The sequence below is a fragment of the Streptomyces sp. NBC_01224 genome (genome assembly GCF_036002945.1).
In the GTDB taxonomy this organism is placed as follows: Bacteria; Actinomycetota; Actinomycetes; order Streptomycetales; family Streptomycetaceae; genus Streptomyces.
In genome coordinates this window covers 1949165-1974983 of record NZ_CP108529.1, presented here as the reverse complement: position 1 = coordinate 1974983, position 25819 = coordinate 1949165, and the positions used below count along the sequence as shown (strand labels likewise).

The 25819-nt window shown below is 70.2% G+C and carries 27 protein-coding genes; 16 read left to right on the top strand and 11 right to left on the bottom strand.

Features of this window, described 5'->3' with window-relative positions:
• The first annotated feature begins 63 nt into the window (after nucleotides 1-63).
• The 4 genes from OG609_RS08260 (at nucleotide 64) to OG609_RS08240 (ending at nucleotide 2034) form a co-directional block, all read left to right on the top strand.
• Nucleotides 64-1182 carry an alpha-L-fucosidase gene (locus OG609_RS08260; protein WP_327272206.1) on the top strand — a complete coding sequence of 373 codons (1119 nt, stop codon included), beginning with the start codon at nucleotides 64-66 and terminating at the stop codon, nucleotides 1180-1182.
• A gap of 175 nt (nucleotides 1183-1357) precedes the next feature.
• On the top strand, nucleotides 1358-1597 hold the full coding sequence (locus OG609_RS08250) for a tyrosine-type recombinase/integrase (protein ID WP_327272205.1): 240 nt from the start codon (nucleotides 1358-1360) through the stop codon (nucleotides 1595-1597).
• A complete protein-coding gene (locus OG609_RS08245; protein ID WP_327272204.1) occupies nucleotides 1587-1745 on the top strand; it encodes a hypothetical protein in 159 nt (52 codons plus the stop codon). The genes OG609_RS08250 and OG609_RS08245 overlap by 11 nt, the downstream gene beginning before the upstream one ends.
• A gap of 43 nt (nucleotides 1746-1788) precedes the next feature.
• Entirely contained in the window at nucleotides 1789-2034 is a 246-nt protein-coding gene (locus OG609_RS08240) for a hypothetical protein (protein WP_327272203.1), read from the top strand.
• Between the two features lie 166 nt (nucleotides 2035-2200).
• Here OG609_RS08240 and OG609_RS08235 read toward each other — a convergent pair whose 3' ends face one another.
• Entirely contained in the window at nucleotides 2201-3154 is a 954-nt protein-coding gene (locus tag OG609_RS08235) for a GNAT family N-acetyltransferase (protein WP_327272202.1), read from the bottom strand.
• A 183-nt stretch (nucleotides 3155-3337) separates the two neighbouring features.
• Here OG609_RS08235 and OG609_RS08230 point away from each other — a divergent pair, with 183 nt between their 5' ends.
• The 3 genes from OG609_RS08230 to OG609_RS08220 are packed head-to-tail and all read left to right on the top strand — an operon-like array spanning nucleotide 3338 to nucleotide 5287.
• Nucleotides 3338-3904, top strand: a complete 567-nt coding sequence (locus OG609_RS08230; RefSeq protein ID WP_327272201.1) for a DUF1707 and FHA domain-containing protein — start codon at nucleotides 3338-3340, stop codon at nucleotides 3902-3904.
• A gap of 40 nt (nucleotides 3905-3944) precedes the next feature.
• A complete protein-coding gene (locus OG609_RS08225; RefSeq protein ID WP_327272200.1) occupies nucleotides 3945-4208 on the top strand; it encodes a hypothetical protein in 264 nt (87 codons plus the stop codon).
• A 44-nt stretch (nucleotides 4209-4252) separates the two neighbouring features.
• Nucleotides 4253-5287, top strand: coding sequence for a cytochrome P450 (locus tag OG609_RS08220; protein ID WP_327272199.1), 1035 nt, complete (start codon nucleotides 4253-4255; stop codon nucleotides 5285-5287).
• On the opposite strand, the gene treY is transcribed toward OG609_RS08220, so the two are convergent.
• Nucleotides 5247-7643: a malto-oligosyltrehalose synthase gene (treY, locus tag OG609_RS08215; protein ID WP_327272198.1), complete on the bottom strand. Its 2397-nt coding sequence runs from the start codon at nucleotides 7641-7643 to the stop codon at nucleotides 5247-5249. The genes OG609_RS08220 and treY overlap by 41 nt on opposite strands.
• Nucleotides 7644-7745: 102 nt before the next feature.
• Nucleotides 7746-9911, bottom strand: a complete 2166-nt coding sequence (glgX, locus tag OG609_RS08210) for a glycogen debranching protein GlgX (RefSeq protein WP_327272197.1) — start codon at nucleotides 9909-9911, stop codon at nucleotides 7746-7748.
• Nucleotides 9912-10267: 356 nt separating this feature from the next.
• Here glgX and OG609_RS08205 point away from each other — a divergent pair, with 356 nt between their 5' ends.
• Complete coding sequence (locus OG609_RS08205; RefSeq protein WP_327272196.1) at nucleotides 10268-11500, top strand: SAV2148 family HEPN domain-containing protein; 1233 nt, start codon at nucleotides 10268-10270, stop codon at nucleotides 11498-11500.
• Between the two features lie 188 nt (nucleotides 11501-11688).
• Nucleotides 11689-12417, top strand: coding sequence for a 3'-5' exonuclease (locus tag OG609_RS08200; RefSeq protein ID WP_327272195.1), 729 nt, complete (start codon nucleotides 11689-11691; stop codon nucleotides 12415-12417).
• Between the two features lie 24 nt (nucleotides 12418-12441).
• Here OG609_RS08200 and OG609_RS08195 read toward each other — a convergent pair whose 3' ends face one another.
• From OG609_RS08195 to OG609_RS08170, 6 genes are all read right to left on the bottom strand, one after another.
• Nucleotides 12442-12795 carry a DUF4333 domain-containing protein gene (locus OG609_RS08195; protein WP_327272194.1) on the bottom strand — a complete coding sequence of 118 codons (354 nt, stop codon included), beginning with the start codon at nucleotides 12793-12795 and terminating at the stop codon, nucleotides 12442-12444.
• Between the two features lie 197 nt (nucleotides 12796-12992).
• Nucleotides 12993-13505 carry a hypothetical protein gene (locus tag OG609_RS08190; protein ID WP_327272193.1) on the bottom strand — a complete coding sequence of 171 codons (513 nt, stop codon included), beginning with the start codon at nucleotides 13503-13505 and terminating at the stop codon, nucleotides 12993-12995.
• Between the two features lie 60 nt (nucleotides 13506-13565).
• Nucleotides 13566-14063 (bottom strand): hypothetical protein, encoded by a 498-nt coding sequence (locus tag OG609_RS08185; protein WP_327272192.1) that lies wholly within the window; start codon nucleotides 14061-14063, stop codon nucleotides 13566-13568.
• A gap of 58 nt (nucleotides 14064-14121) precedes the next feature.
• On the bottom strand, nucleotides 14122-15432 hold the full coding sequence (locus OG609_RS08180) for a hypothetical protein (RefSeq protein WP_327272191.1): 1311 nt from the start codon (nucleotides 15430-15432) through the stop codon (nucleotides 14122-14124).
• An 11-nt stretch (nucleotides 15433-15443) separates the two neighbouring features.
• Entirely contained in the window at nucleotides 15444-15848 is a 405-nt protein-coding gene (locus OG609_RS08175) for a hypothetical protein (RefSeq protein WP_327272190.1), read from the bottom strand.
• Between the two features lie 244 nt (nucleotides 15849-16092).
• Nucleotides 16093-16959, bottom strand: a complete 867-nt coding sequence (locus OG609_RS08170) for a phosphotransferase enzyme family protein (protein WP_327272189.1) — start codon at nucleotides 16957-16959, stop codon at nucleotides 16093-16095.
• 125 nt (nucleotides 16960-17084) lie between these two features.
• Between OG609_RS08170 and OG609_RS08165 the strand changes: the two genes are divergently transcribed.
• The 7 genes from OG609_RS08165 to OG609_RS08135 all read left to right on the top strand — a co-directional run bounded on the left by OG609_RS08165 (nucleotide 17085) and on the right by OG609_RS08135 (nucleotide 24023).
• Nucleotides 17085-18035, top strand: coding sequence for a carbohydrate ABC transporter permease (locus tag OG609_RS08165; protein ID WP_327272188.1), 951 nt, complete (start codon nucleotides 17085-17087; stop codon nucleotides 18033-18035).
• The gene (locus OG609_RS08160) at nucleotides 18032-18871 is read left to right on the top strand and encodes a carbohydrate ABC transporter permease (protein WP_327272187.1); all 840 of its coding nucleotides are present in this window, start codon (nucleotides 18032-18034) and stop codon (nucleotides 18869-18871) included. The genes OG609_RS08165 and OG609_RS08160 overlap by 4 nt, the downstream gene beginning before the upstream one ends.
• Nucleotides 18871-20166 carry an ABC transporter substrate-binding protein gene (locus tag OG609_RS08155; protein WP_327272186.1) on the top strand — a complete coding sequence of 432 codons (1296 nt, stop codon included), beginning with the start codon at nucleotides 18871-18873 and terminating at the stop codon, nucleotides 20164-20166. The genes OG609_RS08160 and OG609_RS08155 overlap by 1 nt, the downstream gene beginning before the upstream one ends.
• Nucleotides 20167-20183: 17 nt before the next feature.
• A complete protein-coding gene (mgt, locus tag OG609_RS08150; RefSeq protein WP_442817949.1) occupies nucleotides 20184-21416 on the top strand; it encodes a macrolide-inactivating glycosyltransferase in 1233 nt (410 codons plus the stop codon).
• A gap of 314 nt (nucleotides 21417-21730) precedes the next feature.
• Entirely contained in the window at nucleotides 21731-22933 is a 1203-nt protein-coding gene (locus OG609_RS08145) for a S8 family peptidase (protein ID WP_327272184.1), read from the top strand.
• 122 nt (nucleotides 22934-23055) lie between these two features.
• Nucleotides 23056-23631, top strand: coding sequence for a DUF1697 domain-containing protein (locus tag OG609_RS08140; protein WP_327272183.1), 576 nt, complete (start codon nucleotides 23056-23058; stop codon nucleotides 23629-23631).
• Complete coding sequence (locus tag OG609_RS08135) at nucleotides 23628-24023, top strand: nuclear transport factor 2 family protein (RefSeq protein ID WP_327272182.1); 396 nt, start codon at nucleotides 23628-23630, stop codon at nucleotides 24021-24023. The genes OG609_RS08140 and OG609_RS08135 overlap by 4 nt, the downstream gene beginning before the upstream one ends.
• A gap of 6 nt (nucleotides 24024-24029) precedes the next feature.
• Here the strand turns inward: OG609_RS08135 and OG609_RS08130 are convergent, their stop codons facing one another.
• A complete protein-coding gene (locus OG609_RS08130) occupies nucleotides 24030-24815 on the bottom strand; it encodes an ABC transporter ATP-binding protein (RefSeq protein ID WP_327277973.1) in 786 nt (261 codons plus the stop codon).
• Nucleotides 24816-24898: 83 nt separating this feature from the next.
• On the bottom strand, nucleotides 24899-25768 hold the full coding sequence (locus OG609_RS08125) for an aldo/keto reductase (RefSeq protein WP_327272181.1): 870 nt from the start codon (nucleotides 25766-25768) through the stop codon (nucleotides 24899-24901).
• Nucleotides 25769-25819 lie beyond the last annotated feature (51 nt).

The following is a 25819-nucleotide window of genomic DNA, read 5'->3' as shown; positions in this document are numbered from 1 at the left end:
CAAGGTGCCCCGGAGGTGCCCGGATCTTACGAACGACCCCCTGTGTGATCAATACTTCGCGCCATGGTTGCTTCATGGTGGTCCCGGGCCCGACTGGGGATCTTTGTGCACTGGACGCCCGCCTCCGTACCGGGCTGGGCCCCGCCGTACGTCCCCGCGGACGAGCTGCCCCTGGCGGGCCGCCGCTCGCCGCTCGGCTGGACGTCGTACGCCGAGTGGTACGAGAACGCGCTCCGCTTCCCCGACAGCCCCGTCTCCGCCCACCACCGCGCGACCTACGGCACCCGCCCGTACGCCGCCTTCGGGGGCGACTTCAACGACGCCCTGGACTCCTGGGACCCCGCCGCCTGGGCCAGCAGCTTCCGCGCCGCGGGCGCCCGCTACGCCGTCCTCGTCACCAAGCACCACGACGGCTTCTGTCTCTGGCCCTCCGAGGTCGGCAACCCGCACCGCACCGGCTGGCACACCTCGCGCGATGTGGTCGGTGAATTCGCCGAAGCCGTACGGGCCGAGGGCCTGCGCTTCGGCGTCTATTACTCCGGCGGCCTCGACTGGACCTTCGACGACCGGCCCATCGGTACCGGCGCGGACACCGTCTCGGCCGTCCCGCGCGGCAGCTACCCCGCGTACGCGGGCGCCCAGATACGCGAACTGATCCGCCGCTACCGCCCCGACATCCTCTGGAACGACATCGCCTGGCCCGGCTCCCGCTCCGACGTCCAGCGGCTGGTGGAGTACTACCGGTTCACCGTCCCGCACGGCGTCGTCAACGACCGGCTGTTCCCGTACGCACCGAGGTGGCGTGCACTGCAACTCCCGGGCGCCAAGGCCCTGTACGACCGCTGGGAGCGCCGCACCATCGCCCAGGGCGAAGGCTTCGTCCCGCGCAAACCCCCGTACTACGACTTCCGTACGCCCGAATTCGCCCGCTACACCGGCCCCGACCCGTACGAGATCACCCGTGGCATCGACCACAGCTTCGGCTACAACCGCAACTCCCCGCCCGAGGCGTTCCTCGGCCGGGACGCGCTGGACTCGCTGGTACGGGAGACGGCGTCGGCGGGCGGCAATCTGCTGCTCAATGTGGGGCCGCGAGGCGAGGATGCGACGATCCCCGCCGAGCAGCAGCTCCGCCTGGACTGGCTGGCGGAACTCACACCGGACGGATGCATTCCTGGCTGATGCGATGGCCGGCCGGGCGAACGCGACCGCCATCGGCGCGTTGCCCCGGTCGGTGGCGCCCGCGACGGACTTGGCGCCCTGAGCAGCCAGGAAGTGCGCGCACTCGGCGAGCAGGCCGTATCCGAGCAGTGCCCGCGCTGCTCGGGTACTGTTCCGGCCGCCGGCGGGCGCTCCCATGACCCGCAGCGCGATCGAGGACCCGGCGGCCCGGCTGCGCAAGCGGACGGGGATCGGGCACTTCACGCCGCATGTGCTGCGGCACAGCCGGGCGACCCGGTTGCTGCGGGCCAGGGTTCCCATCGAGGTCGTGGCCGAGTTGCCGGGGCATTCGTCGTCACCGGCATCCGGGTGTATCTCTCAGCCGGCTGCCACAACCCCCGGCCCCGGACTTCACCGCGCGCACGATGACGGCTGAACGCGGCCCGGACGGGCGCGCGATCGTGCGCGCCCAGGTCATCAACACCGGGCGCCGAGCTCTGGACCTGTCCGGCACCCTGAAGCTGTCCTCGGTGTCGGGAAGCCTCAACGCGGCCCCTACCAGGTACAGCTGGGCACGAGCTTAGCACCCCATCAGTCCGAGCCAGTGATGATTCGGTAACCGACGAAGTGGCCGACGGCCCTTGGCGCGCCACCCTTGAACTGAAAAGCGGACTGCTCGTCAAGAAGTTCCACGCGAAGATCAGATTCCCGCACGGCCAAGGCATCGCCCCGGCCGCAGCCGTGGACGCCGAAGCGTCCGGTGGTGTCGCACTCAAGGCGCTGGTCCCCGGGATCCTGCTGTTGGTTACCGCCCTTGTGATCGCCGGCGTCCGTGTCCGCCGCCTACGCAGTGGAAGAACGGCCGGCGTGTGACGGCCCCCCTGCTCCGACGGCTTCGTCCATGGCGGACACGCCCCCCCATGCGAACAACCAGCCCGGACGCCATGACCACCAGCTGAACCGCCCGTGATCCAGGACCTTCCTCGGTTCCCGGGCGGGCGGTCACCGTAACCGGCGGTCCGGCGGACCGTCCACCGGATCAATCCCAGACCATGTCGAAGGAGCGCTCGAAGTTCACATATCCGAGGCGCTGGAAGGACTTGGCCATCGGGATGTTGCCGAGATCGGTCGAGGCCCGGATCCGTTCCACGCCGTCCTGTGCGGCCAGCACCCTGGTCCCCTCGGCGAGGATGTCGTCGATGTAGCCGTGGCCGCGCAGGGCCGGCAGCACGCCGATGTAGGCGATGACCGGGTTGTAGTTGTTGCGCGCCGGGATCACGAACCCGACGGGTTCACCGCCCGGGAGTTCGGCGATGCGCCACCACTCGCGCGGTGTCGTGTACGTCGCCAGCTCCTCGTCGTAGTGCTTCTCGGCCGCCTCGCGGGCGCCGAGTCCGGATGCCAGGTCGGCCCGGCCGTGGGCGTCGAGGGTGCCCTCCATCACCGGTGTCATCAGCGCGAGGAGATCCTCCCGCCCGTCGACCGGGCGGAACCGCAGCCGGCCGCTGTCGGCGGGGACCGGCGTACCGGCGCGCCATTCCAGGCGCAGCCGCTCGACCATCATCCGCGCACCGGAGCGCTCCATGACCCGTATCCGGGCCTCGACGACATCACGGGCCGCAGGGTCCTCGCGCCAGTCGGCCGGTACAAAGCGTCCGTACTCGGGCCGTGGGGCACCGGCGGGCACGACCGCTGCCGTCGCCGCCTCCAGCAGTCGCAGGCCCGCCTCGCCGCGTTCGGGCTCGGGCAGGGTGTCGTCGAGGTCGAAGAAGTCGAGGAACAGGGGTACGTCACCGTCCCGGCTCCACCAGGCGATCCGCGCGACCACGCGTTCGCCGCGCAGTGCCACCCACATCCACTCGGGACGGCGACGCCCGCTCTCCAGGTCCTCGCCGAGCTCGTGATCGAGTACGTACGACAGTCGGCGGAAGAGCACGAGCTCCTGCGGACCGGCGAGCGGACGGATGGTCAATTCCTTTGGCGCATGGGTCACAAAGTCTCCTTGAGGCGCGCAGAAGGCATGCGGCGATCGACGGGCGGCCTGCGGCGGGAGAGAGTAGCAACGTCTGCCCGGCACTGCTCAGAAATTCCGGAGCAGGTGTTCCGTGCAGGTCAGGAGGGCGGAATGCGGGGTTGTTCTGGACACTCCGGGGCGGTCGGCCCGACAATTGGCTGCGTGACGTCTCCCTTCGAGTTCCACACGTATCCCGCGCGGCTGTCCGATGCCCAGCGCGACCGTGTTCTCGGCGTGCTCAGAGACGGCGCTGCGCAGGGCAAGCTGTCCCACGACACCTTCATGCGGCGCATGGAACTCGCCCTCACCGCCCGGCGCTCGGAGGAGCTGGAGGCGCTCACCGCCGACCTGGAGAGCGAAGACCGCTGGTCACGGCGGATACTCCGGGTCGTGAGCGGAGTGTCCGGCTTTCCCGGCCGGGTGCGCCGGGTCTGGCAGACCGAACGCCTCCCGAAACTCCTGCTCCCCACTCCCAGCCCACACCCCCTGCTGATCGGCCGCGATCCGGGCAACGGGCTGCGGCTCAACCACGAGACCGTCTCCCGGCTCCATGCGGAACTCACCGTGCAGGGCGGCCGCTGGCTGCTGCGCGACCTCGGCTCGACCAACGGCACCTGTGTCAACGGACAGCGGGTCACGGGTACGGTCCCGGTCCGCGACGGGGACCAGGTGAGCTTCGGACGGATGAGCTTCCGGCTCTCCGCGCCCGTCCTCGGGCCCCCTGCCTGAGTCGTACGGCAGGCCTGGCGACGCGGCATCAGGACTGCTGATGGAGGCCGTGGCCGGCGAGGGTGAGGAAGGCTGCGCCGACCGCCTCGGAGAGCGTCGGACGGTCGTGGCTGTCCAGTACGGCCGCACCCTCCGTGTCGAGCTGACCGGGGCCGCCGCCGCGTTCACGGATCCGCTCGGAGTCCCCTGGCCGTTCCGCCCCCGGTCGCCCACGGACCGGGGCCCGGCCCGGCCGGGTACACCGTCGCCACCCGGACGGCCGTACACCGACTGCGCAACGCCCCCGTCGGTGATCCGCTGGTGAGGAACCGCGCCGCACACCGGCGCCCTTACGCCCCGGGGGTACCGATGCAGGCCGACGCGTCCGAGGGCATACCCGCACCGGACCCCGGCCGCCGGACCGGACGGACGGCGCGCGGATGCCGCCCCGGCACCGGCCCCAGCCTGCTCGCACCCGGCGCCGCACACGACCCGTACCGGCTCTACCGCATCCTGCGCGCGGAATACCCGCTCAGCTACGACGCGCCCCTGGGCGCCTGGCTGGTCAGCCGCTACGCGGATGTGACCACGGCCCTCAGCGACCCCCGGTTCACCGGGTTCCCGCACGACAGCGCGCCCCGCGGCGGCCCCGCACCCCTCGGACTCTGCCACGGCAGCACCCTGTGCACGCCCCGCAAGCAGCGCAGGGCCGCGACCGGTTCAGTGCCACGTCACATGACCGAGCGGATCGAGCGCACCGCCTACGTGCTGGCGCACCGCATCGCAGGCCGCCAACAGGCCGACCTCGTCGAGGAGTTCTGCCGCTGGCTGCCCGCCGGTTCCGTAGCCGACACGCCCGCCCGCCCGTACGCGACCCGGCTGCCCCGCACCGGATCGGGAGGCACCGCCACCGCACCCTGCACCCGGCACACCGGCCTCCGCGAGACCGCGCTCGCCTCCTTCCTCGCCAACCTGCTCGACGTCCCCGACCTCCTGGCCGCGCTGCGCATCGAACCCGCCCTGGCCGTCCGGGCCTGGACGGAGTCGCTGCGCCGTGACCCGCCCGTCCAGGTCGTGCTGCGCCGCACCGTCACCGATGTCACCCTCAGCGGCGGCACGCTGCCTGCCGGGGCACCCGTCGCCTGTCTGATCGGCTCGGCGGGCCGCGATCCGGAACGGTTCTGTGCACCCGACCTCTTCGATCCCTTCCGCCACGACCAGGGCCGGTCCCTCACCGGACCGGCGGGCTGCCCGGCCGTCGTGCTCGGCCGGCTGGAGGCCCAGCAGGGCCTGCGGGCCCTGCTCGACGCGATGCCGCGGCTCCGCTGGGCGGACGGATTCCGCCCGGCCGGCACGGGGGTGCTCACGCGCGGTCCGCGGGCCCTTCTCGTCCGACCCGGCTGAGCAGCGCCACCGGACGCTGCGCGAAGAGCTCGACGAGCGCGACCGTGGCCCCGGTGAACTTCCGGCCGGGCGCCAGCAGATCGGTCCACGGCCCGTCGTCCGGCAGCGTCAGCTCCGTCCCGCGCCAGCCGCCCGACTCCGTCAGCCGCAACGACAGCCTGGTCACCGCGGTGACCACCTCGCCCGAGCGGCAGAAGGCCAGACAGTGCGTGGCCGCCGGGCCGTAGGCGCTCAGCGGGGCGTACGTGCCCGACTCGCCGAACACCTCCGGCCGTTCGCGCCGCAGCCGCAACGCCGCCGCGGTGAGCTCCCCCTTCTCGCTGAAGGCCCCGTCCCCGGACGGGTGGCGAAACGGCCGCCGGTTGTCCGGGTCGACCAGCGCCAGGTACTCCCGTTCCGTGCCCTGATACAGATCAGGCACACCCGGCATCGTCAGCTGCACCAGCGCCGCGCCGAGCACATTGGCCCGTACGTACGGGTCGAGCGTGCCCGCGAAGCGCTCCAGCGCCTCGCGCACCGGACCGTTGCCGGCGGCCGGTCCCGCCGCGACGAAGTCCGTCATCGCCCGCTCGTACGCCGGATCGGGCTCGGTCCAGCTGGTGAAAAGACCCGACTCGCGGACCGCCTTCAGCAGTGCGGGCTCCAGCCGGCCCGCCATCTCCCGGACCGGCAGCTTCACGCAGCCGAAGGCCGTCTGCCAGGCCTGCCAGGCGAACTGCGCATCGGGAGCGGTCGCGGGAGTCACCCGCCCCAGCTCCACCAGCAGCCAGGACCACTGCTCCGGGCACTGGGTCAGCACCGCGACCCGGGCCCGTACATCGGCGCTCCGCTTGGTGTCGTGCGTGGTCAGCGTCGTGCCGGTGGTCGGCCAGTCGCGCGCCAGCCGGGCACAGAACGCATGGAACTCCTCCGGCGTCACCGCAGGCTGCCCGGGATCGCCGCCCACCTCGTTCGCCGAGATCAGCGGAACGTACCGGTAGAACGCCGTGTCCTCGACCGACTTGGCGCGCAACGCCGACGCGGTCTGGGCGAACCGGGCGCAGAACGCCGCCCGGTCGGGCCCCTCGCCCAGCCGCCCCATTGCCAGATCCCGCACGACCTCGACGGCCGAAGCCTCCTCCGGAACGGAGAACACCGCCTCCGCATCCCGTACGGCCGCATCCGAGAGCGTCGTCTCAGCCGTCTTCGCGCGGGGCCCGCCGGGTGTCACATACGGGCGGTAGACGGGTACGCGTACAAGAAGTTCACACACGGCGGTGTGCAGCGTCCACGGTGCGTGGTCGCGCAGCGCGGGGTCCTCGGCGCAGATACGTACGGCGAGCCGGGTCAGCAGCCCGGTCTCGGCGGCCAGCTCATGCGTCACCACCCGTAACGCGGCCCGGCGGACGGTCGACGTCCAGTCACCCCCGCGGTCCCCGGCGGGCCCCGCGTACTCCCGGTAGCGGCCGAGCAGCTCCGCGGCGCCCATCGGATCGACGAAGAGGCCGTCGATCCGGTGCAGCGCGTCGTACCCGGTCGTCCCCGCGACGGCCCAGCCCGCGGGCAGCGGCTCGGTACGGCCGAGGATCTTCTCCACCACCGTCCACCGCCCGTCGGTCGCCGCCGAGAGTCGCTCCAGATAGGCCGCAGGATCGGCGAGCCCGTCGGGGTGGTCGATGCGCAGCCCGTCGACGACCCCGTCCCGGACCAGTTCGAGGATCTTGCTGTGGGTGGCGGCGAAGACCTCGGGGTCCTCCACCCGCACCCCGATGAGGTCGGAGATGGTGAAGAACCGCCGGTAGTTCAGCTCGGTGCGGGCCAGCCGCCACCAGCCGAGCCGGTAGTGCTGGGCATCGAGCAGCTCGGGCAGCGGCAGACGAGCGGTGCCGGTCCGGAGCGGGAACTCCTGCTCGCCGTAGCGCAGCACCTCCCCGTCGACCCGGAGCCTGTCGATCTCGTCGCCGATCCGTCCGGCCAGCACCGGCAGCAGCACCTTGCCGCCGCCCGCCGCCCAGTCGATGTCGAACCAGCGGGCGTACGGGGACTCGGAGCCCTCGCGCAGCACCTCCCGCAGTGCGTGGTTGTGCCGGGGGACCGCGGCCATGTGGTTCGGCACGATGTCCACGACCAGTCCGAGACCGTGCTCATGCGCCGTGCGGGCCAGCTCCCGCAGCCCCTCCTCACCGCCGAGCTCGGCACGTACCCGGCTGTGATCGACGACGTCGTACCCGTGTCTGGAGCCGGGCACGGCTTCCAGGACCGGGGACAGATGCAGATGGGAGACGCCGAGCGTGGCGAGATACGGCACGGCGTGTCCGGCGGCCGCGAACGGGAAGTCCGGCTGGAGCTGCAGCCGGTAGGTGGCGGTGGGCGTCATGCGCCGTTACGTACCCAGCCTGCGGGCTCCTGTGTCACCGAACGCCGCAAAGGGCTCGACCGGCGGTGTCGTCGAATCAACGGCCGGGCCGGAAGCCCGGACCTAGGCGGGCCGCTGCAGCACCGCCATGCTCCGCCCGACCAGCGTCACCCGTTCACCCGCCGACACCTTCGGCCCCGAGCCGGGAAGAACCCCGATGGGGCGCGCCGTGTCGACCACCACCAGCCACTGCCGGCCGTGATTCACCGGAACGGAGAACTCCAGCGTGTCGGCGCTCGCGTTGAACATCAGCAGGAACGAGTCGTCGGAGATCCGTTCGCCGCGCGGCCCCGGCTCCGAGATCGCATGGCCGTTGAGGAAGACCGTCAGCGCCTTGGCGTGCGCGGCCTGCCAGTCCCGTTGCTTCATCTCGCCGCCCTCGGGTGTGAACCACGCGATGTCCGAGAGCTCGTCGTGTGTGCCCTCGACCGGACGGCCGTGGAAGAACCGGCGGCGCCGGAAGACCGGATGGTCGCGGCGGAGCCAGACCATTGCCCGGGTGAACTCCAGCAGACTGCTCCCGAGACCGTCTTCTTCGGCCGGATCGGTTTCGTCCGCATCGTCCGTCGCTGCCTCGGCCGGGGCGGGCCAGTGCACCCACGACAGCTCGTTGTCCTGGCAGTACGCGTTGTTGTTGCCCCGCTGCGTACGCGCGAACTCGTCGCCGTGGCTCAGCATCGGCACGCCCTGCGACAGCATCAGCGTGGCGATGAAATTCCGCATCTGCCGTTCGCGCAGCTCCAGAATCTCCGGCTGGTCCGTCTCGCCCTCCGCGCCGCAGTTCCAGGACCGGTTGTGGCTCTCGCCGTCCCGGTTGCCCTCGCCGTTCGCCTCATTGTGCTTGTCGTTGTACGAGACCAGGTCGTGCAGCGTGAATCCGTCGTGGCAGGTGGTGAAGTTGATCGAGGCGAGTGGCCGCCGGCCGTCGTCCTGGTACAGGTCCGACGACCCTGTCAGCCGCCCGGCGAACTCGGCGAGGGTCCGCGGCTCGCCCCGCCACAGGTCCCGCACGGTGTCCCGGTACTTGCCGTTCCACTCGGTCCACAGCGGCGGGAAGTTCCCCACCTGGTAGCCGCCCTCACCCACGTCCCACGGTTCGGCGATCAGCTTCACCTGGCTGACCACCGGGTCCTGCTGCACCAGATCGAAGAACGACGACAGCCGGTCGACCTCGTGGAACTGCCGGGCCAGGGTGGCCGCCAGATCGAAGCGGAAGCCGTCCACATGCATCTCCGTGACCCAGTACCGCAAGGAGTCCATGATCAGCTGCAGCACGTGCGGCGAGCGCATCAGCAGGGAGTTCCCGGTTCCCGTGGTGTCCATGTAGTACCGCTGGTCGTCCGCGAGCCGGTAGTACGAGGCATTGTCCAGGCCTCGGAAGGAGAGCGTCGAACCCAGGTGATTGCCCTCTGCGGTGTGGTTGTAGACCACGTCGAGGATCACCTCGATACCGGCCTGATGCAGCGCCCGAACGGCCTGCTTGAACTCCAGCACCTGTTCACCGCGGTCCCCCCAGGAGGCGTACGCGTTGTGCGGGGCGAAGAAACCGATGGTGTTGTAACCCCAGTAGTTGGCCAGCCCCGCGTCCACCAGCCGGTGGTCCTGGACGAACTGGTGAACCGGCATCAATTCGATCGCCGTGACGCCCAGTTCCGTCAGATGGGCGATCACCTCCGGATGGGCCAGCCCCGCGTAGGTGCCGCGCAGTTCCTTCGGCAGCCCCGGATGGAGCATCGTCAGACCCTTCACATGGGCCTCGTAGATCACCGTGCGGTGGTAGTCCGTACGGGGCCGCCGGTCGTCGCCCCAGTCGAAGTACGGGTTGACCACGACCGAGGTCATGGTGTGCGGCGCCGAGTCGAGATCGTTGCGCGCGTCGGGCCGGCCGAACGGATAGCCGTACACCGCCTCGCCCCACTGGATCTGCCCGGCGACGGCCCTGGCGTACGGGTCGAGCAGCAGTTTGGCCGAATTGCAGCGGACGCCGCGCTCCGGTTCGTACGGCCCGTGGACCCTGAATCCGTACCGCTGACCGGGCATCACCCCGGGCAGATAGGCATGGCGGACAAAGGCATCGGTCTCCCTGAGTTCCACCGCCGTCTCGGAACCGTCGTCGTGCAGCAGGCACAACTCGATTCGGTTGGCGGCCTCCGAGAAGACCGCGAAGTTGGTCCCGGCGCCGTCGTACGTGGCACCGAGGGGATACGCCTGTCCCGGCCAGACCTGCATAGGTTGACTCTTCCACTTCTGATCCGGGTGCCTGGGGCTTGCGGGCTGCTTGAGCCAGATCTTCCCCGAAAGAGGTGCGGCTACCTAGGACGTCGCGCGGTCCGGTCAACATCGGGCCTCTCCGTGTCGCCCGGATCCGGGATCCGGGGACCTGAGCCGGTCGCAGGCCCGGTACAGGGCCCCGGATGGGGTGCTTAATCACTATGAATCCGCTCACTACGGCAGATCTTGCCGTGAAGAACGTGCGTGTGTCATAGGGGAGTTGAGGAAGCAGCCTGTGCATCCGGCTGCACCGGCTCCCGCTCGCGGAGTACCCTTCCTTGATCGTTGGTGGGGGAGTGGAAGGCGGTGCGCGGGTGAGCTCGGGAGGGTTCGAGCTGCCCCCAGGTGACACAGGTCACGAGGGGGACTCAACCGATGCCCCGCCCGGGGCGGTCTCACTTGCGCAGCCCATGGAGATCGGCGCGGAACTGGACTGGGGAGCGGACGCCTGGAGCGAGGTGCGCACGCGCGCCCAGCGGGCCGGGCGTGCCTATATTTGGCTGAATCTCGTGGAGCAGCGGCTGCGCGCCGTGGTCGCCGCGGTGCTCCGGCCCATCTACGAGCCGGTCCACGGCGAGGACTGGGTGGTGGCCGCCGCCGGACCCGCCGGGCAGGAGTGGGTGCAGCGCGCCGTCGCCGTACGCGAGGTCTCCCGCCGCAAGGGCTATTTGCTGGACCCGGCCGACGACAACGTTCTCAGCTTCCTCACGCTGCCGCAGCTGCGTGAGCTGATGGTCCAGCACTGGCCGTGCTTCGAGCCGTACTTCGACGACCGGCGCGAGGTGGAACTGGCGCTCGACGAGCTGGAGGTCGCCCGCAACGTGGTCTCCCGCAACCGCGCCCTGAACGAGGCGGTCCTCGCCCAGGCCGAGCGCGCCTCGGCCCGGCTCCTGGAGATCCTGGGCAGCGGCGCCGCGGTCCCGTCGGCCGACCGGCTCCCGGTCGACGCCGTCGAGGAGCTGGTCGGCGACCGGTACGCGGACGTGGTCTCCGTCCACTCCGACCGGGTGCGGCTCCAGCGCCAGCTGCCCGCCGAGGATCTCTTCGGGGGTTCGCGCCGGCTCGACGCGATCGGCATAGGACTCAACCTGCTCGTGCAGAACTTCTCCGGCCGCAGGCTGATCCGGCTCGCCGAGTCGGGCTGCCGGGTCCGGCTGCTCTTCATCAACCCGGCGAGCAGCGCGGTCAAGCGCCGGGAGCGGGAGCTGGGTCTCAAGAAGGGCGAGCTGAGCCGCTCGGTGGAGATGAACATCCTCCATATGCGCCGGGTCCGCTCCAAGCTCCGCGATCCGGGCGCCTTCGAGATCCATGTCTTCGACGAGACGCCGCGCTTCACGGCCTATCTGGTGGACGGCGACGGGGCGGACGCGGTCGGGGTCGTCCAGCCGTATCTGCGGCGCGCACGCGGCATGGAGGCGCCCGTGCTGGTGTTGCGGGGCGGTGGGCGCGCGGTGGTCCGGGCGGGTCAGGACAACGAGCACGGGCTGTTCGAGACGTACCGCGAGGAATTCGAGTCCGTGTGGACGGACTCCCGGCCCGTCTCCTGACGCCCCTCACGGCGTTGTCAGTGGTGCATGCGAAGGTGGTCATCACTTGGGGGAACGCACCACAGAAGGAGTTACGGGATGAGCTGGCACCAGGAGCGCCCGGTCGGCTTCGGCCTGGAGGAGACCGGCACGGACCCGCTGGAGGCCCAGACCGCCACCGCCGCGGTCGTCGGGGCGGGGGCAGTCCGATGAGCTGGATCAGCGGGCCGTTGATGGCGTTCGACCTGGAGACCACGGGGACGGATGTCGAGACCGACCGCATCGTGACTGCGGCGGTCGTCCGGCTGGAGGCGGACGGATCAGTGTCGCAGGAGCGGACCTGGCTGCTGAATCCCGGTGTGGCCATACCCGAGCAGGCATCGGCGATCCACGGCATCTCGACGGAACGTGCCCGCGAGCACGGGGCGCCGGCCGCCTCCGCGGTCGAGGAGATCACACGGGCCGTCGCCGACGGGCTGCGCTCAGGGACGCCGCTGGTGGTGATGAACGCCCGCTACGACCTGTCCCTGCTCGACCGAGAGTGTCGGCGGTACGCGGTCGAGTCGCTCAACGAGCGGCTGGGCAACGCACCTTCGCCCGTCATCGATCCGTTGGTGATCGACAAGCATGTCGACAAGTACCGGAAGGGGAAGCGAGCCCTCCACGCGCTGTGTGCCCACTACGGGGTGTCGCTCGACGACGCGCATGACGCGAGGGCGGACGCCGTGGCCGCTGCCCGCGTGGTGCGACGTATGGGGGAGAAGTACCAGCCCGTCGGAGTGATGCCGTTGGAGGACCTGCACGGTCTTCAGATGCGCGCGGCGGCCGAGCAGTCGCTCTCCCTGCAGGCCTACCTCCGGCGCACCGCGGATCCGGCTGCGGTCGTCGAACCGGCCTGGCCGCTCATCCCCCGGAGGCGGGAGCCCGCAGGCGGTTGAGGGTGATCCGACGGGCGAGGGGTGTCAGTTCGGAGCCGGCGAAGCCGTCTCGTCGGCCTTGAAGTCGTAGTGGATCTGCTTTCCGTCGACGGAGGTGACGGTGACCGTCACGCCCAGGGTGCTGCCGTCGTTCGAGGTGAGCGTGCACCGGGTTTCGGTGCCGACCTTCCCGGCGAGGTCCTCCGGGCACGTGATGTCCGGCTTCGGCTGGCCCGTCGTGGAGGCGAGCTTGTCGGCGAGCGAGGCGGCCAGCTTGTCCGAGGACAGCTTCGGCTCGGACTTGCCGGCGCTGACCGACGCCGAGCAGCCGACGAGCAGCGCGCCGGCGGCCACGGCCGAGAGGCTCCACTTCGCTGCGGTCGAGCGGGCTATGGTCATGGGTGCTCCATTCCGAATGATCAAAGCAGTCGCCGGAAGCATACGTGGGACCGTGTTCCGCGGATGCCGCCGGAAGGCGGTCGGCCCACCTCCGGCAGCAGGCGGGAACATGCCGGGCCGACCTCGGTCGGGGAGGGCGTCCCCGCGGAAGGCGGGGGAGGCCGCGGGGTGGGCGGCGAGTCGTGGTCCCGCAGACCTCACAACTTACCGAAGATCACTCCGCGCCAGGTCCAGCCCGACTCGAGGGCGGCGTTTCGCAGGGGGTTGGTCAACTGCGCGCTGTCGAAGCTGAATGTCTCCGTCGCTTCGAGGCGGCCGTTCTCTCCGCGTTGGAGCGTCCAGCGGCGGGAGACGGTCCTGCCCGCGCCGCGCGCGTACTCCGCCGAAGTCTGGAGCCGCGGAGGATTCCCGACGCGGGTGACCTCCCACTGCTCCTCGACGGCACGCACCTCAGGGACCTCCTCGACCAGGCGCATCCGGATCCGGAGGGCGTGCGTCAGCTGAGACCCGATGAAGAAGGTCTGCCAGGCGGGCTCGGCGATCCGCCACTCCGCCACCAGATCGGCGTCATGCGCTGCGCCGTCGCTGATGATGTACGGGACATCCGGCCGGTTGAGGCTGAGCAGGGCTGCCCGCAACTCCTCGGCTGAGCGTGGCACGACCCCGTCCTCGGGGTGCTTGGTTCCGGTCAGCATGTCGAAGAATCCCATGAGGTCAACCTATGAGGGGTCGGATTGGCGGTGCAAGAAGGGCCGTTCCGGCGGGACGGCCTACGTAGCCGCGCCGGTGTCCGGGCGGACCGTGCGCACGAAGTCCCGGAAGTCCTCCAGGACGGCGAGGTGCTGGGACGCGGTCACCGTCAGGATCAGACGGATCACCGCCCGCCTGCTCGGATCGGTGACGTCCAGCATGGACAGGTAGACCTGCGACTGCACGAGGTTGCGGAGGGTGCCCCCTGCGACGGCCGAGACGGCCAGGGTCTGGGTGAGGCCGGGTGCCTCCGCGGAACCGACCTCGCGGCGTTCGGCGACGTCGACCGACGCGGCGGACCGGCGCAGGTTCTCCACCGACTCGTCGGCGATCTCGGGGAGCGTCGCCGTGTCCGGGCGGAACTCGCCGTCGATCGTGATGTTCGCGGTGAATCCCGCATCCGGATGCGGGTGCAGTGCGACGAATGCCGCGCCCGTCGCGCCCACTCCGTCCGGCGGTGTGGCGCGCCAGTCGTCCGGCAGTTCGAATGCGATCGGTACGGGCAGGGTGGTGGTCATCCCGGTCTCTCCTTACGGCAACGGTGTGCTTACGGCAGCGGGTCCGCGGTGGCGTGTGTCAGAACAGGCTGCCGATCCCGCCACCCACCCAGCTCGCTGCATCGCCCACCGTATCGACGACCTTCCCCGGGTCGACGGTGAACTCGAAGCCCACGGCGCCACCGAGGGCAGGGGAAATGCCCACCTTGGGGCCGAAGTGCCAGACGCCGTTGGCGTCCTTGCTGGCGTTCAGACTTGCCTCCGCGCCGGGACCGGCCCAGCCCTCGGCCGTGACACCCACGCCGATTCCCCCGACGTCCGCGCCCGCGCCGACGCCGCCCTTCGCGCCGGCGAAGGCCTCGGCGCCCAGCTGCACCCCGTCCAGACCCGCCCCCGCGTTGACACCGGCCTCGGCGCCCGCCATGGCCTCCGCCCGCCCGTACACCCCGACGGGGCCGGCGTCGGCGCTGCCGTTGGCCGAAGCCTCGCCGCCCGCGAAGGCACCGGCCTCGGCCTGGACGCCCTCATGGGTGATGCCGGCGGCCGCCGAGCCCTTGGCGCCCGCATAGGCTTCGGCTTCTCCGGCCAGCTTGAGCGGACCGTTGGTGAGCGTGCCCTCCGCGCTGGCGCGGCCGAGGTCGGCGTTCGCCTCGGCCTCAGCCAGCTTCCCCTTCCCGATGTTTGGACCGCTGGCCTCCGCCCCGACTCCTGGCCCCGAGGCCTCGGAGTCGGTCTCGGAGACCCATCCGTCCTTCTTGCCGGGCTTGGGGTCGGGCTTACCGGCCTTCGCCAGATCGCCCTCGGCCTGCGTGTTGAACCCGCCGATGCCGATACCGTCCAGCGAGACGTCGCTCGTCGCGCGGGACAGCGCACGCTTCACACTCTGGTCGGCGGCGTCGACGGCCTCGACCGCCTTGGCTATCTGATCGGTCCAGCCCTGAGCCTTCTCGCGGGCGTCGGCCAGCAGCGTGGGGTAGTCGGGGTCGTGATGGAGGGCGTACCGCTCCTGCTCGGAGAGCTTGTCGTACCCGATGTAGGTCGCCTTGCCGGAGCCGTCGACCTTGTAGTCCTTCTTCTCTGCGTCCTCGACCAGGTCCTTGACCGCCTTCTGCAGGCGGGTCAGCTCGGTCTGCGCATCCGTGAGAAGGCTGGCGATGGCCAGGGCCTCCCTCTTGGCCGCCCCGTACTCGAAGCCGGTCGCCGCGGCGGTGTGCTGCTGGGCACCGTAGGCGAGCCCCTGCCAGTTCCCGTTGCCCAGCACGCTCTGCACATGCTTCTCGTAGTTGATCTTGAGCTCACCGAAGCGCTCACCCATCTTCTTCCAGGCCCCCGCGACATCCGCGAAGGAAGACAGGTCGGCCGTCACCACATCGTGATAGTTCAGCGTCATGGCGGTGCCCGTCACATCCCGTCGAAACTGCTGGGGAGCCGTATGGAGTTCGTCTGAGCGCCGGCGATGAGGTCCTGGTCCCGGAGCGTGTTCCGAGCGCCTTTCAGCCCGGCAAGCTCTTGCTGCAACCGCCCCATCAGCCGGTTCGCCTGTCCCTGCCACGCGACCAGCGCGTCGGAGACGCCCTGGTCCGAGGCCCAGCCGGAGAGCCCCTGCAGTCCGGTGTCCTGCTTCAGCAGGGGGCTCGCGGGGGCCGTAGGGGCGAGGAAGAGCGCCCGCACCGCTCCACCGCCGGACGCCATGAGGGCGGCCGACTCGGTATCAGGTATCTGGTGATCGTTCATGTACGTCGCCGCGCGCTTCTTGTCGCTCGGCGAGCTCGCGAGCGTCTGCTCGCCACCTTCTCCGGCTCCCATGGGCAACCCCCGTTGCAATCACACCTGTTCGGCCTTACGGCCAAGAGGCATGGTACGGAAGGTCATTGGGCACCGGACAGGCGCCCTCGGGCCTCGGTACCGCACCCTCGCCCGAGCAAGGGCATACGCCCGTGAGGACCGCTCGGCGGACCGAAGGGGAGGTATGGGTGTCCGGGTGCACGACGGTGCGGGCGGGGCGCCCGCCCGCGCGCATCCAGCACTTACGCGCGACGGGAAGCGCGGTTCAGAAGGGGTACCAGCGCACCTCGGGGGCGTCCTCGCGCAATGACGCCACCCTGCGCCGGAATTCCGTCAGCGCCTTGGGGTTCGACGGGGCGTGCTGGGCGACCCAGGCGCAGCTCGCCGTCTCGCGGGCGCCGCGCAGAACCGCGCATCCTTCCCAGGTGCGTACGTCCCAGCCGTACGTTTCGGTGAACGCGTCGTAGGCGTGGGCGGGCAGGCCGTACCGGTCGCGGGAGAGTGCGAGGACCACCAGATCGTGCTCGCGTAGATCGGTGGAGAAGGTCTCAAGATCGACCAGCACCGGCCCGTCCGGGCCGACGTGGACGTTGCGGGGGAGCGCGTCGCCGTGGATGGGGCCCGGCGGCAGGTGCGGGGCAAGGGCTGCCGCGGCCTTCGCGAAGCCGTCGCGCCGGCCGCGCAGATAATCGGCGTCGGCCGGATCGATCGCGTCGCCCGCGAGCCGCAGCCAGCGCTCGACGCCGCCGAGCAGCTCACGGCGCGGCAGCGTGAAGCCTTCCGGGGCGGGCAGCGCATGCACCTGGGTGAGCAGCGGGGCGAGATCGCGCGGCTCGGCAGGGCGCACGGCGTCGGGCAGCCGGTGCCAGAGCGTCACCGGGTGGCCCTCCACCAGCCGCGCCCCGGGCTCGGCGACCCGTACGGCGGGGACACCGGAGGCGGCCAGCCACTGAGCGACGGCCACCTCGCGCTCGGCCCGCTCCCGCAGTTCCGGGTTCTGCACGGCGTCCCGGCCGACCTTGACCACAAGGTCGGCCACGGCGAACACCGCGTTCTCACCCAGCGCGAGCAACTCCGCGCCGCCGGACAGTCCGGCAGCGGTCAGCACCTCGCGCGCACGCATCTCGTTCATGGCTCCGATTTTCGCATCTGTGCAGGCCTGCTTGACGAACCGACGGCCCGTCAGCACGATGACGAGGGCCACCTGAGCGGCCAGAACGGTATGAAACCGATCGAATGACGCAAGGGGGCGAATTCATGACATTGGCGAGTGCAACCGTACGATCCGGAAGGCACGGTCCGTCCGGCAGCCCGCACGACAAGCAGACCCGGCCGGTCAACCGGAATGCCGGCACTTGGTTCCTGGTACTGCCCGCGCTGATCCCGATCCTGATCCTCAGTGTCGGCCCGCTCCTCTACGGCATCGCGCTGGCCTTCACCGATGCCCAGTCCGGCCGCACCCGCTCCACCCAGTGGGTCGGCGGGCTGAATTTCCAGGACCTGCTCCACGACGCCCTGTTCTGGGACTCGTTCCGGATCGGTCTGCTCTGGGCGGTCGGCGTCACCGTCCCGCAGTTCGTACTGGCGCTCGGCCTCGCCCTGCTGCTCAACCAGAATCTGCGCATGCGCTGGCTGGCGCGGGCGCTGGCGATCATTCCGTGGGCGATGCCCGAGGTGGTCGTCGGCATCATGTGGCGGCTCGTGTACAACCCGGACGCGGGCATCCTGAACGAGACGATCCGCGATCTCGGCCTCGGCGACGGCCGGGACTGGCTCACCGGGCTCGCCACCGCCCTGCCCGCCGTGGTCGTCGTGGGCGTCTGGGCCGGCATGCCCCAGACCACCGTCGCCCTCCTGGCCGGACTGCAGAACACCCCGCACGAACTCCACGAGGCGGCCGCCCTGGACGGCGCAGGTGCCTGGCGCCGCTTCCGCACGGTCACCTGGCCCGTCCTCAGACCGGTCGCGCTCTCCATCACCGCGCTCAACTTCATCTGGAACTTCAACTCCTTCGCCCTGGTCTACGTACTGACCAACGGAGGACCCGGCGGCCGCACCCGGCTGCCGATGCTCTTCGCGTACGAAGAGGCCTTCCGCTACGGACAGTTCGGCTACGCCGCGGCGATGGGCTGTGTGATGGTCGCGGTGATCTCCGTGATCCTCGCGGTGTATCTCGTCGGCCGGCTCAGGGGAGGCGAGGACCGGTGAGCCCGCGTACCAGCAGATCCGCACGCGCCGGACAGTACGTCGCACTGCTCGGTTATCTCGTCTTTCTGGCGTTCCCGTTCCTGTGGCTGATCTCCACCGCCTTCAAACCGGCGCGCGAACTGGGTTCCCTGCACCCGACCTGGATCCCCGAGCATCCGACGCTGGACAACTTCCGCAAGGCATTCGACGAACAGCCGCTGCTCCAGGCCGCCTCCAATTCGCTGATCGCCGCGCTCTGCGCCGCCATCGTCGCGGTGCTCATCGCCACGCCCATGGCCTATGTCATGGCCCGTCACCGCTCCAGGCTCTCGACGGCCACCACCGGATGGGTCGTGGTCAGCCAGGCGTTCCCGTTCGTCCTGCTGATCATTCCGCTCTTCCTGGTCCTGAAGAATCTCCATCTGATCAACACCCTGTGGGGGTTGATCATGGTGTACGTCGTCTGGGCGCTGCCCTTCGCGCTGTGGATGCTGGTGGGGTACGTACGAGCCGTGCCCGCCGAGGTCGAAGAGGCCGCCTCGGTCGACGGCGCGGGCCGGCTGCGGACGCTCGTCTCGGTCACCGCCCCGCTGCTGGCCCCCGGCATCGTCGCCACCGCACTCTTCGCGTTCATCACCGCGTGGAACGAGTTCTTCTTCGCACTCGTCCTGCTCAAGACACCGGAGAAGCAGACCTTGCCGGTCGTACTGACCCACTTCATCGGGGCGGAGGGCGCGGCCGACCTCGGGCCGCTCGCCGCCGCCGCGTTCCTCGCGACCCTTCCCTCGCTGGTCGTCTTCGCGATCATCCAGCGGCGGATCACGGGCTCCATGCTGGCCGGGGCGGTGAAGAGCTGATGCGTGCACTACGGACGGCGACCGGCGCCGTGGCCACGGCACTGGCCCTGCTGCTCACCGGCTGCTCGGGGACGGGCGGCGGCAGGGACGGCAACGGGCGGACCGAGCTCAGCTTCCAGTCGCTGGCCTGGCAGAAGGAGTCCGTCGACGCCAACAAGCAACTGGTGAAGGAGTGGAACGAAACCCACCCCGACATCCATGTCAACTACGTCCAGGGCAGCTGGGACACCGTCCACGACCAGCTGCTCACCTCCTTCGAGGGCGACGAGGCGCCGGATGTCATCCATGACGCCTCCGACGACCTCGCCGACTTCGCGTACGGCGGCTACCTCGCCGATCTGCGGACGCTGCTGCCGGACCGGCTGACCTCCGACATCCCGCAACAGAGCTGGCGGACGACCACCTTCGGCGATGGTGTCTACGGAGTGCCGTTCCTCCAGGAGCCCCGTGTCCTGATCGCCAACACCAAGATCCTCAAGGAATCGGGGGTCCGTATCCCGACGCCCGGCAACCCGTGGAGCTGGACCGAGTTCCGGCAGATCACCAAGGAGCTGACGGGCAAGGGGAGATACGGCGTCGCCTGGCCGCTCAAGGAGCCCGTCTCCGTCACCCTCAACCTCGGCCTCTCCGCCGGCGGGCGGCTCTTCCACCCGGGCGCCGACGGCAAGGTGACCATCCGCGCGGGCGAGGGCGACCAGGTCGTCCCCGGCACCATTCACGATCAGGTCGAGATCGATCACAGCGCCGCCCGCACCACGCTCGGCATGGGCGGCTCCGACACCCTACCCGGATTCTTCGGCGGCAAGTACGCGATGGTTCCGCTCGGCTTCTCGTACCGCCAACAGGTCGTCGAGCAGGCCCCCGAGGGCTTCGAGTGGACCGTCCTGCCCGCCCCGGCCGGCAGCGGGGGCCTCGCCCAGGGAGTGAGTCCGCAGACCCTCTCCGTCTCGGAGGCCAGCCCGCACAAGAAGGAGGCCACGCAGTTCATCGACTTCCTGCTCCGGCCGCAGAACATGGTGCGCCTGGCCAAGGGTGACTGGATGCTCCCGACCGGCACCGCGGCCCTCGCGGACCCGGCCCTGCACACCGACAAGGACGGCTGGTCGACCGGGGTCGCCGTGGCGAAGGCGTTGCGTCCGGCGCCCGCCCAGTCGGTCCGCGGCTACCCGGAATGGAAGGACAAGGTCGCCACACCCGCCCTCCAGGAGTACTACAGCGGGGCGATCGGCGCGGAAGAGCTGAGGAAACGTCTGGTCGACGACGGGAACCGGGTGCTGGCCCGCTATCAGCGCTGAGGCACCCCGAAAACAAAATGCACGAGACGTCTCGTCTCGTCTACGGTGAGCGCATGACGAATACCGAGCGCGCCCATATCGCCATGTTCTCCATCGCCGCCCACGGGCACGTGAACCCGAGTCTGGAAGTCATCCGGGAGCTCGTCGCCCGTGGGCACCGCGTCAGTTACGCCATCCCGGCGTCGTTCGCCGAGAAGGTCGCCGCCACCGGCGCCGAACCGGTGCTCTACACCTCGGTGCTGCCGACCGAAGAGGCCCCGGACGCCTGGGGTACCGAACTCATCGACAACCTCGAACCCTTTCTCGACGACGCCGTCCAGGCCCTGCCTCAGCTCATCAAGGCCTTCGACGGGGACGAGCCCGCTCTCGTCCTGCACGACATCACCTCCTACCCGGCGCGGGTCCTTGCCCATCGCTGGGGTGTGCCCGCCGTCTCCCTCTCACCCAACCTGGTCGCTTGGGACGGATACGAGGAGGAGGTCGGTGAGCCGATGACCGCCGAGCTGAAGCGGTCCGAGCGCGGGCGGGCGTACTACCGGCGCTTCCAGGACTGGCTCACCGGGAACGGGATCGACCAGCACCCGGACCCGTTCGTCGGCCGGCCGCCGCGGTCGGTCGTCCTGATCCCCGAGGTGCTCCAGCCGAACGCCGACCGTGTCGACAGGTCGGTCCACACCTTCGTGGGCGCCTGCCAGGGCGACCGCGCGGACCAGGGGGAGTGGCAGCGCCCCGAGGGTGCCGACAAGGTGCTGCTGGTCTCGCTCGGCTCGACCTTCACCAACCAGCCCGGTTTCTACCGCGACTGCGTCACGGCCTTCGGCTCTCTGCCCGGCTGGCACGTCGTGCTCCAGATCGGCGCCTGGGTCGACTCCGCCGAACTCGGCGACGTACCGGCCAATGTGGAGGTGCATTCCTGGGTGCCGCAGCTCTCGGTGCTGAAGCAGGCGGACGCCTTCATCACCCACGCGGGCGCCGGGGGCAGCCAGGAGGGGCTCGCCACCGCCACCCCGATGGTCGCCGTGCCGCAGGCCGTCGACCAGTTCGGCAACGCCGACATGCTCCAGGCGCTCGGCGTCGCCCGTCATCTCCCGATGGCGGAGGTGACCCCCGAGTCGCTGCGGGCGGCCGTGCTCGGCCTGGTGGGTGACCCCGAGGTGGCGAAGAGGGCCGCGGCCGTGCGGGAGCGGATGGCGGGGGAGGGCGGCACGAAGGGGGCGGCCGACCTCATCGAGGCCGAACTGCCCACCTGACGGACGGGGGCGGAATCAAGCCGTGTCCTCGCCCACCCGGGTGCGCCGGCGGGGTCCGCCTTCCCTCTTGCGAAGTGCGCGGGTCACTGCTGTGGGAGCGGTAAGCCCCTTACGTGTGACGGATGTTGCCACGACTGTGACCGACTTGGCTGCAGCTGGCCGGTTTCTTATTACGAAACCTTGTTGAGTAAGTCACAGCCGCATGAAGGTCTTGATCTGAGCGCGTCAATCGGCGAGGGTTTCGAGCCAACCCCCGGAGATCATTCGGCCGGGGGTCAATCCCCCCACAAAGAATGACGAGGAGACCCCTCTTCATGGCAATTCACAAGCGCGCACGTCGGATCAAGCTGACCGCGGCGATAACCGCAGTGGCCGCGGCGGCCGGAGTCAGCCTGCTGGGCACCTCCCTCGCCGGAGCCGCGCCGGCTCCCGCGATGGGCACCGTCTACGGTGCCGACGCGGCGACCGCCGTCCCGGGCAGCTACATCGTGATGCTGGACCAGAAGGCCGACAAGGCGAAGCTCGCCAAGGAGTACGGCGGCAAGCTCAAGCGGAACTACAACTCCGCCATCAACGGCTTCTCCGCCAGCGGTCTTTCACTGACCGAGGCCAAGCGTCTGGCGGCCGACCCGGCCGTCTCCAAGGTCGTCCAGAACAAGAAGTTCCACATCGACGCCACCCAGGACAACCCGCCGTCCTGGGGGCTGGACCGCATCGACCAGGCCGAGACGGCCGGCGACAACGCGTACACCTACCCGGACAGCGCGGGCGAGGGCGTCACCGCATACGTCATCGACACCGGTGTCCGTACCACGCACAACGAGTTCGAGGGCCGGGCCGCCTCGGGCTACGACGCCGTCGACAACGACGACAGCGCCGACGACGGCAACGGCCACGGCACCCACGTTGCGGGCACCATCGCCGGTGCGACCTACGGGGTCGCCAAGAAGGCGAAGATCGTCGCCGTCCGGGTCCTCGACGACTCCGGCTCGGGCACCACCGAGCAGGTCGTCGCGGGCATCGACTGGGTCACCGCCAACCACGAGGGCCCCTCGGTCGCCAATATGAGCCTCGGCGGCGGCGCGGACGAGGCGCTCGACGCCGCGGTCCAGAAGGCCATCGCCTCCGGAGTCACCTTCGCGGTGGCCGCCGGAAACGAGTCCACCGACGCGAGCGAGAGCTCCCCGGCCCGCGTCCCGGAGGCCATCACGGTCGCCTCGTCCACGGTGGACGACGAACAGTCGTCGTTCTCCAACTACGGCTCGATCGTGGACATCTACGCCCCCGGATCCGACATCACCTCGTCCTGGAACGACAGCGACGACGACTCCAACACCATCTCCGGTACGTCCATGGCGACCCCGCACGTCGTCGGTGCCGCCGCCGTCTACCTCTCCGGACACCCGGACGCCACCCCGGCGGAGGTCGCCACGGCGCTGACCGATGGAGCCACCGCCGACGCGATCTCCAATGCGACCGGGGGCACGCCGAACAAGCTGCTGAAGGTCGTTGAGTAACCGACCTCCGCAGCCGTGACCGGGCGGCAGACGTCCGGCGCAACGCAATCGGCGGCCGCCGCGCCCTCCCCCACGGGGCGCGGCGGCCGCACTGCGTGGACGGATCGTCCTATGGTGTGCCCATGACGATGTACGCGGCGCTGTTGCGCGGGATCAATGTGAGCGGCCACAAGAAGGTTCCGATGGCCGAACTCCGCACGCTGCTCACCGAACTCGGCCACGGGGACGTCCGTACCCACCTGCAGAGCGGCAACGCCGTCTTCAGCAGCGCGTCGGACGACGAGAACGCACTCGCCGCCGAGTTGGAGCGGGCCATCGAGAAGCGGTTCGGCTTCCCCGTCCCCTGCCTGGTCCGGGACGGCGGCTACCTCGCCGCAGTTGCCGCGGCCTGCCCGTTCCCGGCCGCCGAACTCGAAGGCAAGCAGCTGCACATCACCTACTACGGGCAGCCGGTCGACGCCGACCGCTTCGCCGGGATCGACCCGGCGGCCTTCCTTCCCGAGGAGTTCCGGCTCGGCGACCGCGCGCTCTACCTCTACGCCCCCGACGGACTGGGCCGTTCCAGACTCGCCGATGCCCTGTCCCGGCCGTCCCTCACCAAAGGCGTCATCGCCACCTCGCGCAACTGGAACACCGTGGTCAAGCTGGTGGAGATGACCGCGCCGACGGGTACCGCAATCGACGGAGTACGCACGTGAGCGAACCGTCCCCCGGCGTGGCCGCAGCGGTGGAGGGCGAGCTCCGCCTCCTCGACCCGGTGGTACGCGCCTGTGCCGAACTCCTCTCCCAGGTGCTGCACCCCGAGTACCGCGAGATCGATTCCGCAGGCCGGGTCTGGGACCGTGACACGATGATCGCCTCGCTCACCGCCGAGAACGCCCCGCGCCCCGGCCCGCTCACCGCGTCCCGGATGTGCGGAGTCCAGGTGGACGACGAATGCGTCCACCTCACCTACGACACCGAGACGAAGGGGCACCTCGCTCACCGAAGTTCGCTGTGGCGGCTGACCGGCGCGGGCTGGGTGCTCTACTTCCACCAGGCCACGCCGTTCGGCGACACCGCGAACGCCGGTCCGGACGCCGACGGATGAACCCGTTCAGCGACGGGTGACGCGCTGCGCCCGCGCCGTCCACCGGCCGTCCGTACGGGAGATCCGCACCGGGTGTCCGAAGCAGTCGCTGACCTGATCGGTGGTCAGTACCTCGTCGGCCGGGCCCGATGCCAGACAGCGGCCGCCCCGCAGCAGCATCGCATGCGTGGTCGAGGCGGGCAGCTCCTCCAGATGGTGGGTGACCAGGACCGTCGCCAGCTCCGGATGCTCCTCGCGCAGCGTGTCCAGACTGTCGAGCAATTGCTCACGGGCGGCAAGATCGAGCCCCGTGGCCGGCTCGTCGAGCAGCAACAGCCTCGGTTGCGGCATCAGGGCGCGGGCGATGAGCGTACGGCCGCGCTCACCCTGCGAGAGCGCGGGCCAGCGCGACCGGGTCCCGCCGCCCATGCCGAGCATCTTCAGGAGCCGATCCGCCCGCGCCCGTTGTTCCTGGCTCGCGGACCAGCGCGGTACCGGCTCGACCGAGTTGGTCAGACCGGTCAGCACCACCTGGTGCACCGACAGCGGCGAACGCAGCGGATGGCGGGGATCGACATGACCGAGCAGCGACCGGAGCTCCCGCAGATCGACCCGCCCGAGGGTTCGCCCCAGCACCTCGACCGCGCCCCTGGTGGGGTGGTTGACCGCGCCGAGCAGCCCCAGCAGCGTGCTCTTTCCCGCCCCGTTCGCACCGAGCAGGGCCCAGTGCTCACCGCTGCGTACGGTCAGGGAGACCGAGTCGAGCAGGACATTGCCCTCCCGGACGAGCGAGACACCCTCGGCCCGGATCACCGGGACGGCGGCGGGCGAACCGGAAGCACCGGCCGGGGCGCGAACAGCGGAGGTGGTACGTGTGGTCACGTGCGGGTACTCCTTCATGCGGGTGCGAGCGACTCCAGGCAGCTCATGTCCTCGGCGGACAGCCGGATCTCCCGCGCCCCCAGGTTCTCCGCCAGATGAACGGGAGAACCGGTGCCCGGAGTCGGACACAGCGCAGGGGAGCGGTGCAGCAGCCAGGCGAGGGCGATCTGCCCAGGGGTGGCACCGTGCCGATCGGCGACACCGGCGAGTGCCGCGGCTGCCTCGCCGGTCAGAGCACCGTTGGCCAGTGGGAACCAGGGCAGAAAAGCCAGGTGGTGGGTCTCGCACAGCTTCAGTACCGCGTCCGACGAACGGTCGAGGAGATTGAAGCGGTTCTGCACCGAGGCGATCCCGGTCAGGGAGAGAGCCTGCTCCAGCTGGTCGGCGGTGAGGGTGTCCAGACCGATGTACCGGATCTTACCCTCCTGCCTCAGCGCATCCAGGGTGCCCAGCTGGTCGGCCATGGGTACGTCCGGGTCCAGCCGGTGCAACTGGTAGAGGTCGATCCGGTCGGTCCGCAGCCGCCGCAGACTGGCCTCGCACATCGCCCGCAACTGTTCGGGACGGCCCGCGATGTGCCAGGCACTGTCGCTTGTGCGCACCACACCGCCCTTGGTCGCGATCACGAGATCCTCGCGGTACGGGTGAAGAGCCTCGGCCACCAGCTCCTCGGCCAGCCCGGGGCCGTAATTGTCGGCGGTGTCGATGAGCGTGACACCCCGCTCGACGGCCGCCCGCAGCACGGCCACGGCGTCCTGCCGCTCCCCGCGCGGCCCCCAGTATCCGGGGCCGGTCAGCTGCGCGGTGCCGTAGCCGAGACGGCGTACGGGCAGCTCGCCACCGAGCAGGAAGACATCATCGAGAGGGCGTGACGTGGAAGACATGACGGGAACACTAGTGGCAATCGGCGCCAGGACTTCTCGTCCTGTGCCGAG

What these genes read in the sequence shown, in the direction of transcription:
- OG609_RS08260 (WP_327272206.1), top strand. Translation starts at nt 64, where the DNA reads ATGGTTGCTTCATGGTGGTCCCGGGCCCGACTGGGGATCTTTGTGCAC.
- OG609_RS08250 (WP_327272205.1), top strand. Translation starts at nt 1,358, where the DNA reads ATGACCCGCAGCGCGATCGAGGACCCGGCGGCCCGGCTGCGCAAGCGG.
- OG609_RS08245 (WP_327272204.1), top strand. Translation starts at nt 1,587, where the DNA reads ATGACGGCTGAACGCGGCCCGGACGGGCGCGCGATCGTGCGCGCCCAG.
- OG609_RS08225 (WP_327272200.1), top strand. Translation starts at nt 3,945, where the DNA reads ATGGAGGCCGTGGCCGGCGAGGGTGAGGAAGGCTGCGCCGACCGCCTC.
- OG609_RS08220 (WP_327272199.1), top strand. Translation starts at nt 4,253, where the DNA reads ATGCAGGCCGACGCGTCCGAGGGCATACCCGCACCGGACCCCGGCCGC.
- treY (WP_327272198.1), bottom strand. Translation starts at nt 7,643, where the DNA reads ATGACGCCCACCGCCACCTACCGGCTGCAGCTCCAGCCGGACTTCCCG.
- glgX (WP_327272197.1), bottom strand. Translation starts at nt 9,911, where the DNA reads ATGCAGGTCTGGCCGGGACAGGCGTATCCCCTCGGTGCCACGTACGAC.
- OG609_RS08200 (WP_327272195.1), top strand. Translation starts at nt 11,689, where the DNA reads ATGAGCTGGATCAGCGGGCCGTTGATGGCGTTCGACCTGGAGACCACG.
- OG609_RS08195 (WP_327272194.1), bottom strand. Translation starts at nt 12,795, where the DNA reads ATGACCATAGCCCGCTCGACCGCAGCGAAGTGGAGCCTCTCGGCCGTG.
- OG609_RS08190 (WP_327272193.1), bottom strand. Translation starts at nt 13,505, where the DNA reads ATGGGATTCTTCGACATGCTGACCGGAACCAAGCACCCCGAGGACGGG.
- OG609_RS08185 (WP_327272192.1), bottom strand. Translation starts at nt 14,063, where the DNA reads ATGACCACCACCCTGCCCGTACCGATCGCATTCGAACTGCCGGACGAC.
- OG609_RS08180 (WP_327272191.1), bottom strand. Translation starts at nt 15,432, where the DNA reads ATGACGCTGAACTATCACGATGTGGTGACGGCCGACCTGTCTTCCTTC.
- OG609_RS08175 (WP_327272190.1), bottom strand. Translation starts at nt 15,848, where the DNA reads ATGGGAGCCGGAGAAGGTGGCGAGCAGACGCTCGCGAGCTCGCCGAGC.
- OG609_RS08170 (WP_327272189.1), bottom strand. Translation starts at nt 16,959, where the DNA reads ATGAACGAGATGCGTGCGCGCGAGGTGCTGACCGCTGCCGGACTGTCC.
- OG609_RS08165 (WP_327272188.1), top strand. Translation starts at nt 17,085, where the DNA reads ATGACATTGGCGAGTGCAACCGTACGATCCGGAAGGCACGGTCCGTCC.
- OG609_RS08155 (WP_327272186.1), top strand. Translation starts at nt 18,871, where the DNA reads ATGCGTGCACTACGGACGGCGACCGGCGCCGTGGCCACGGCACTGGCC.
- mgt (WP_442817949.1), top strand. Translation starts at nt 20,184, where the DNA reads ATGCACGAGACGTCTCGTCTCGTCTACGGTGAGCGCATGACGAATACC.
- OG609_RS08145 (WP_327272184.1), top strand. Translation starts at nt 21,731, where the DNA reads ATGGCAATTCACAAGCGCGCACGTCGGATCAAGCTGACCGCGGCGATA.
- OG609_RS08140 (WP_327272183.1), top strand. Translation starts at nt 23,056, where the DNA reads ATGACGATGTACGCGGCGCTGTTGCGCGGGATCAATGTGAGCGGCCAC.
- OG609_RS08125 (WP_327272181.1), bottom strand. Translation starts at nt 25,768, where the DNA reads ATGTCTTCCACGTCACGCCCTCTCGATGATGTCTTCCTGCTCGGTGGC.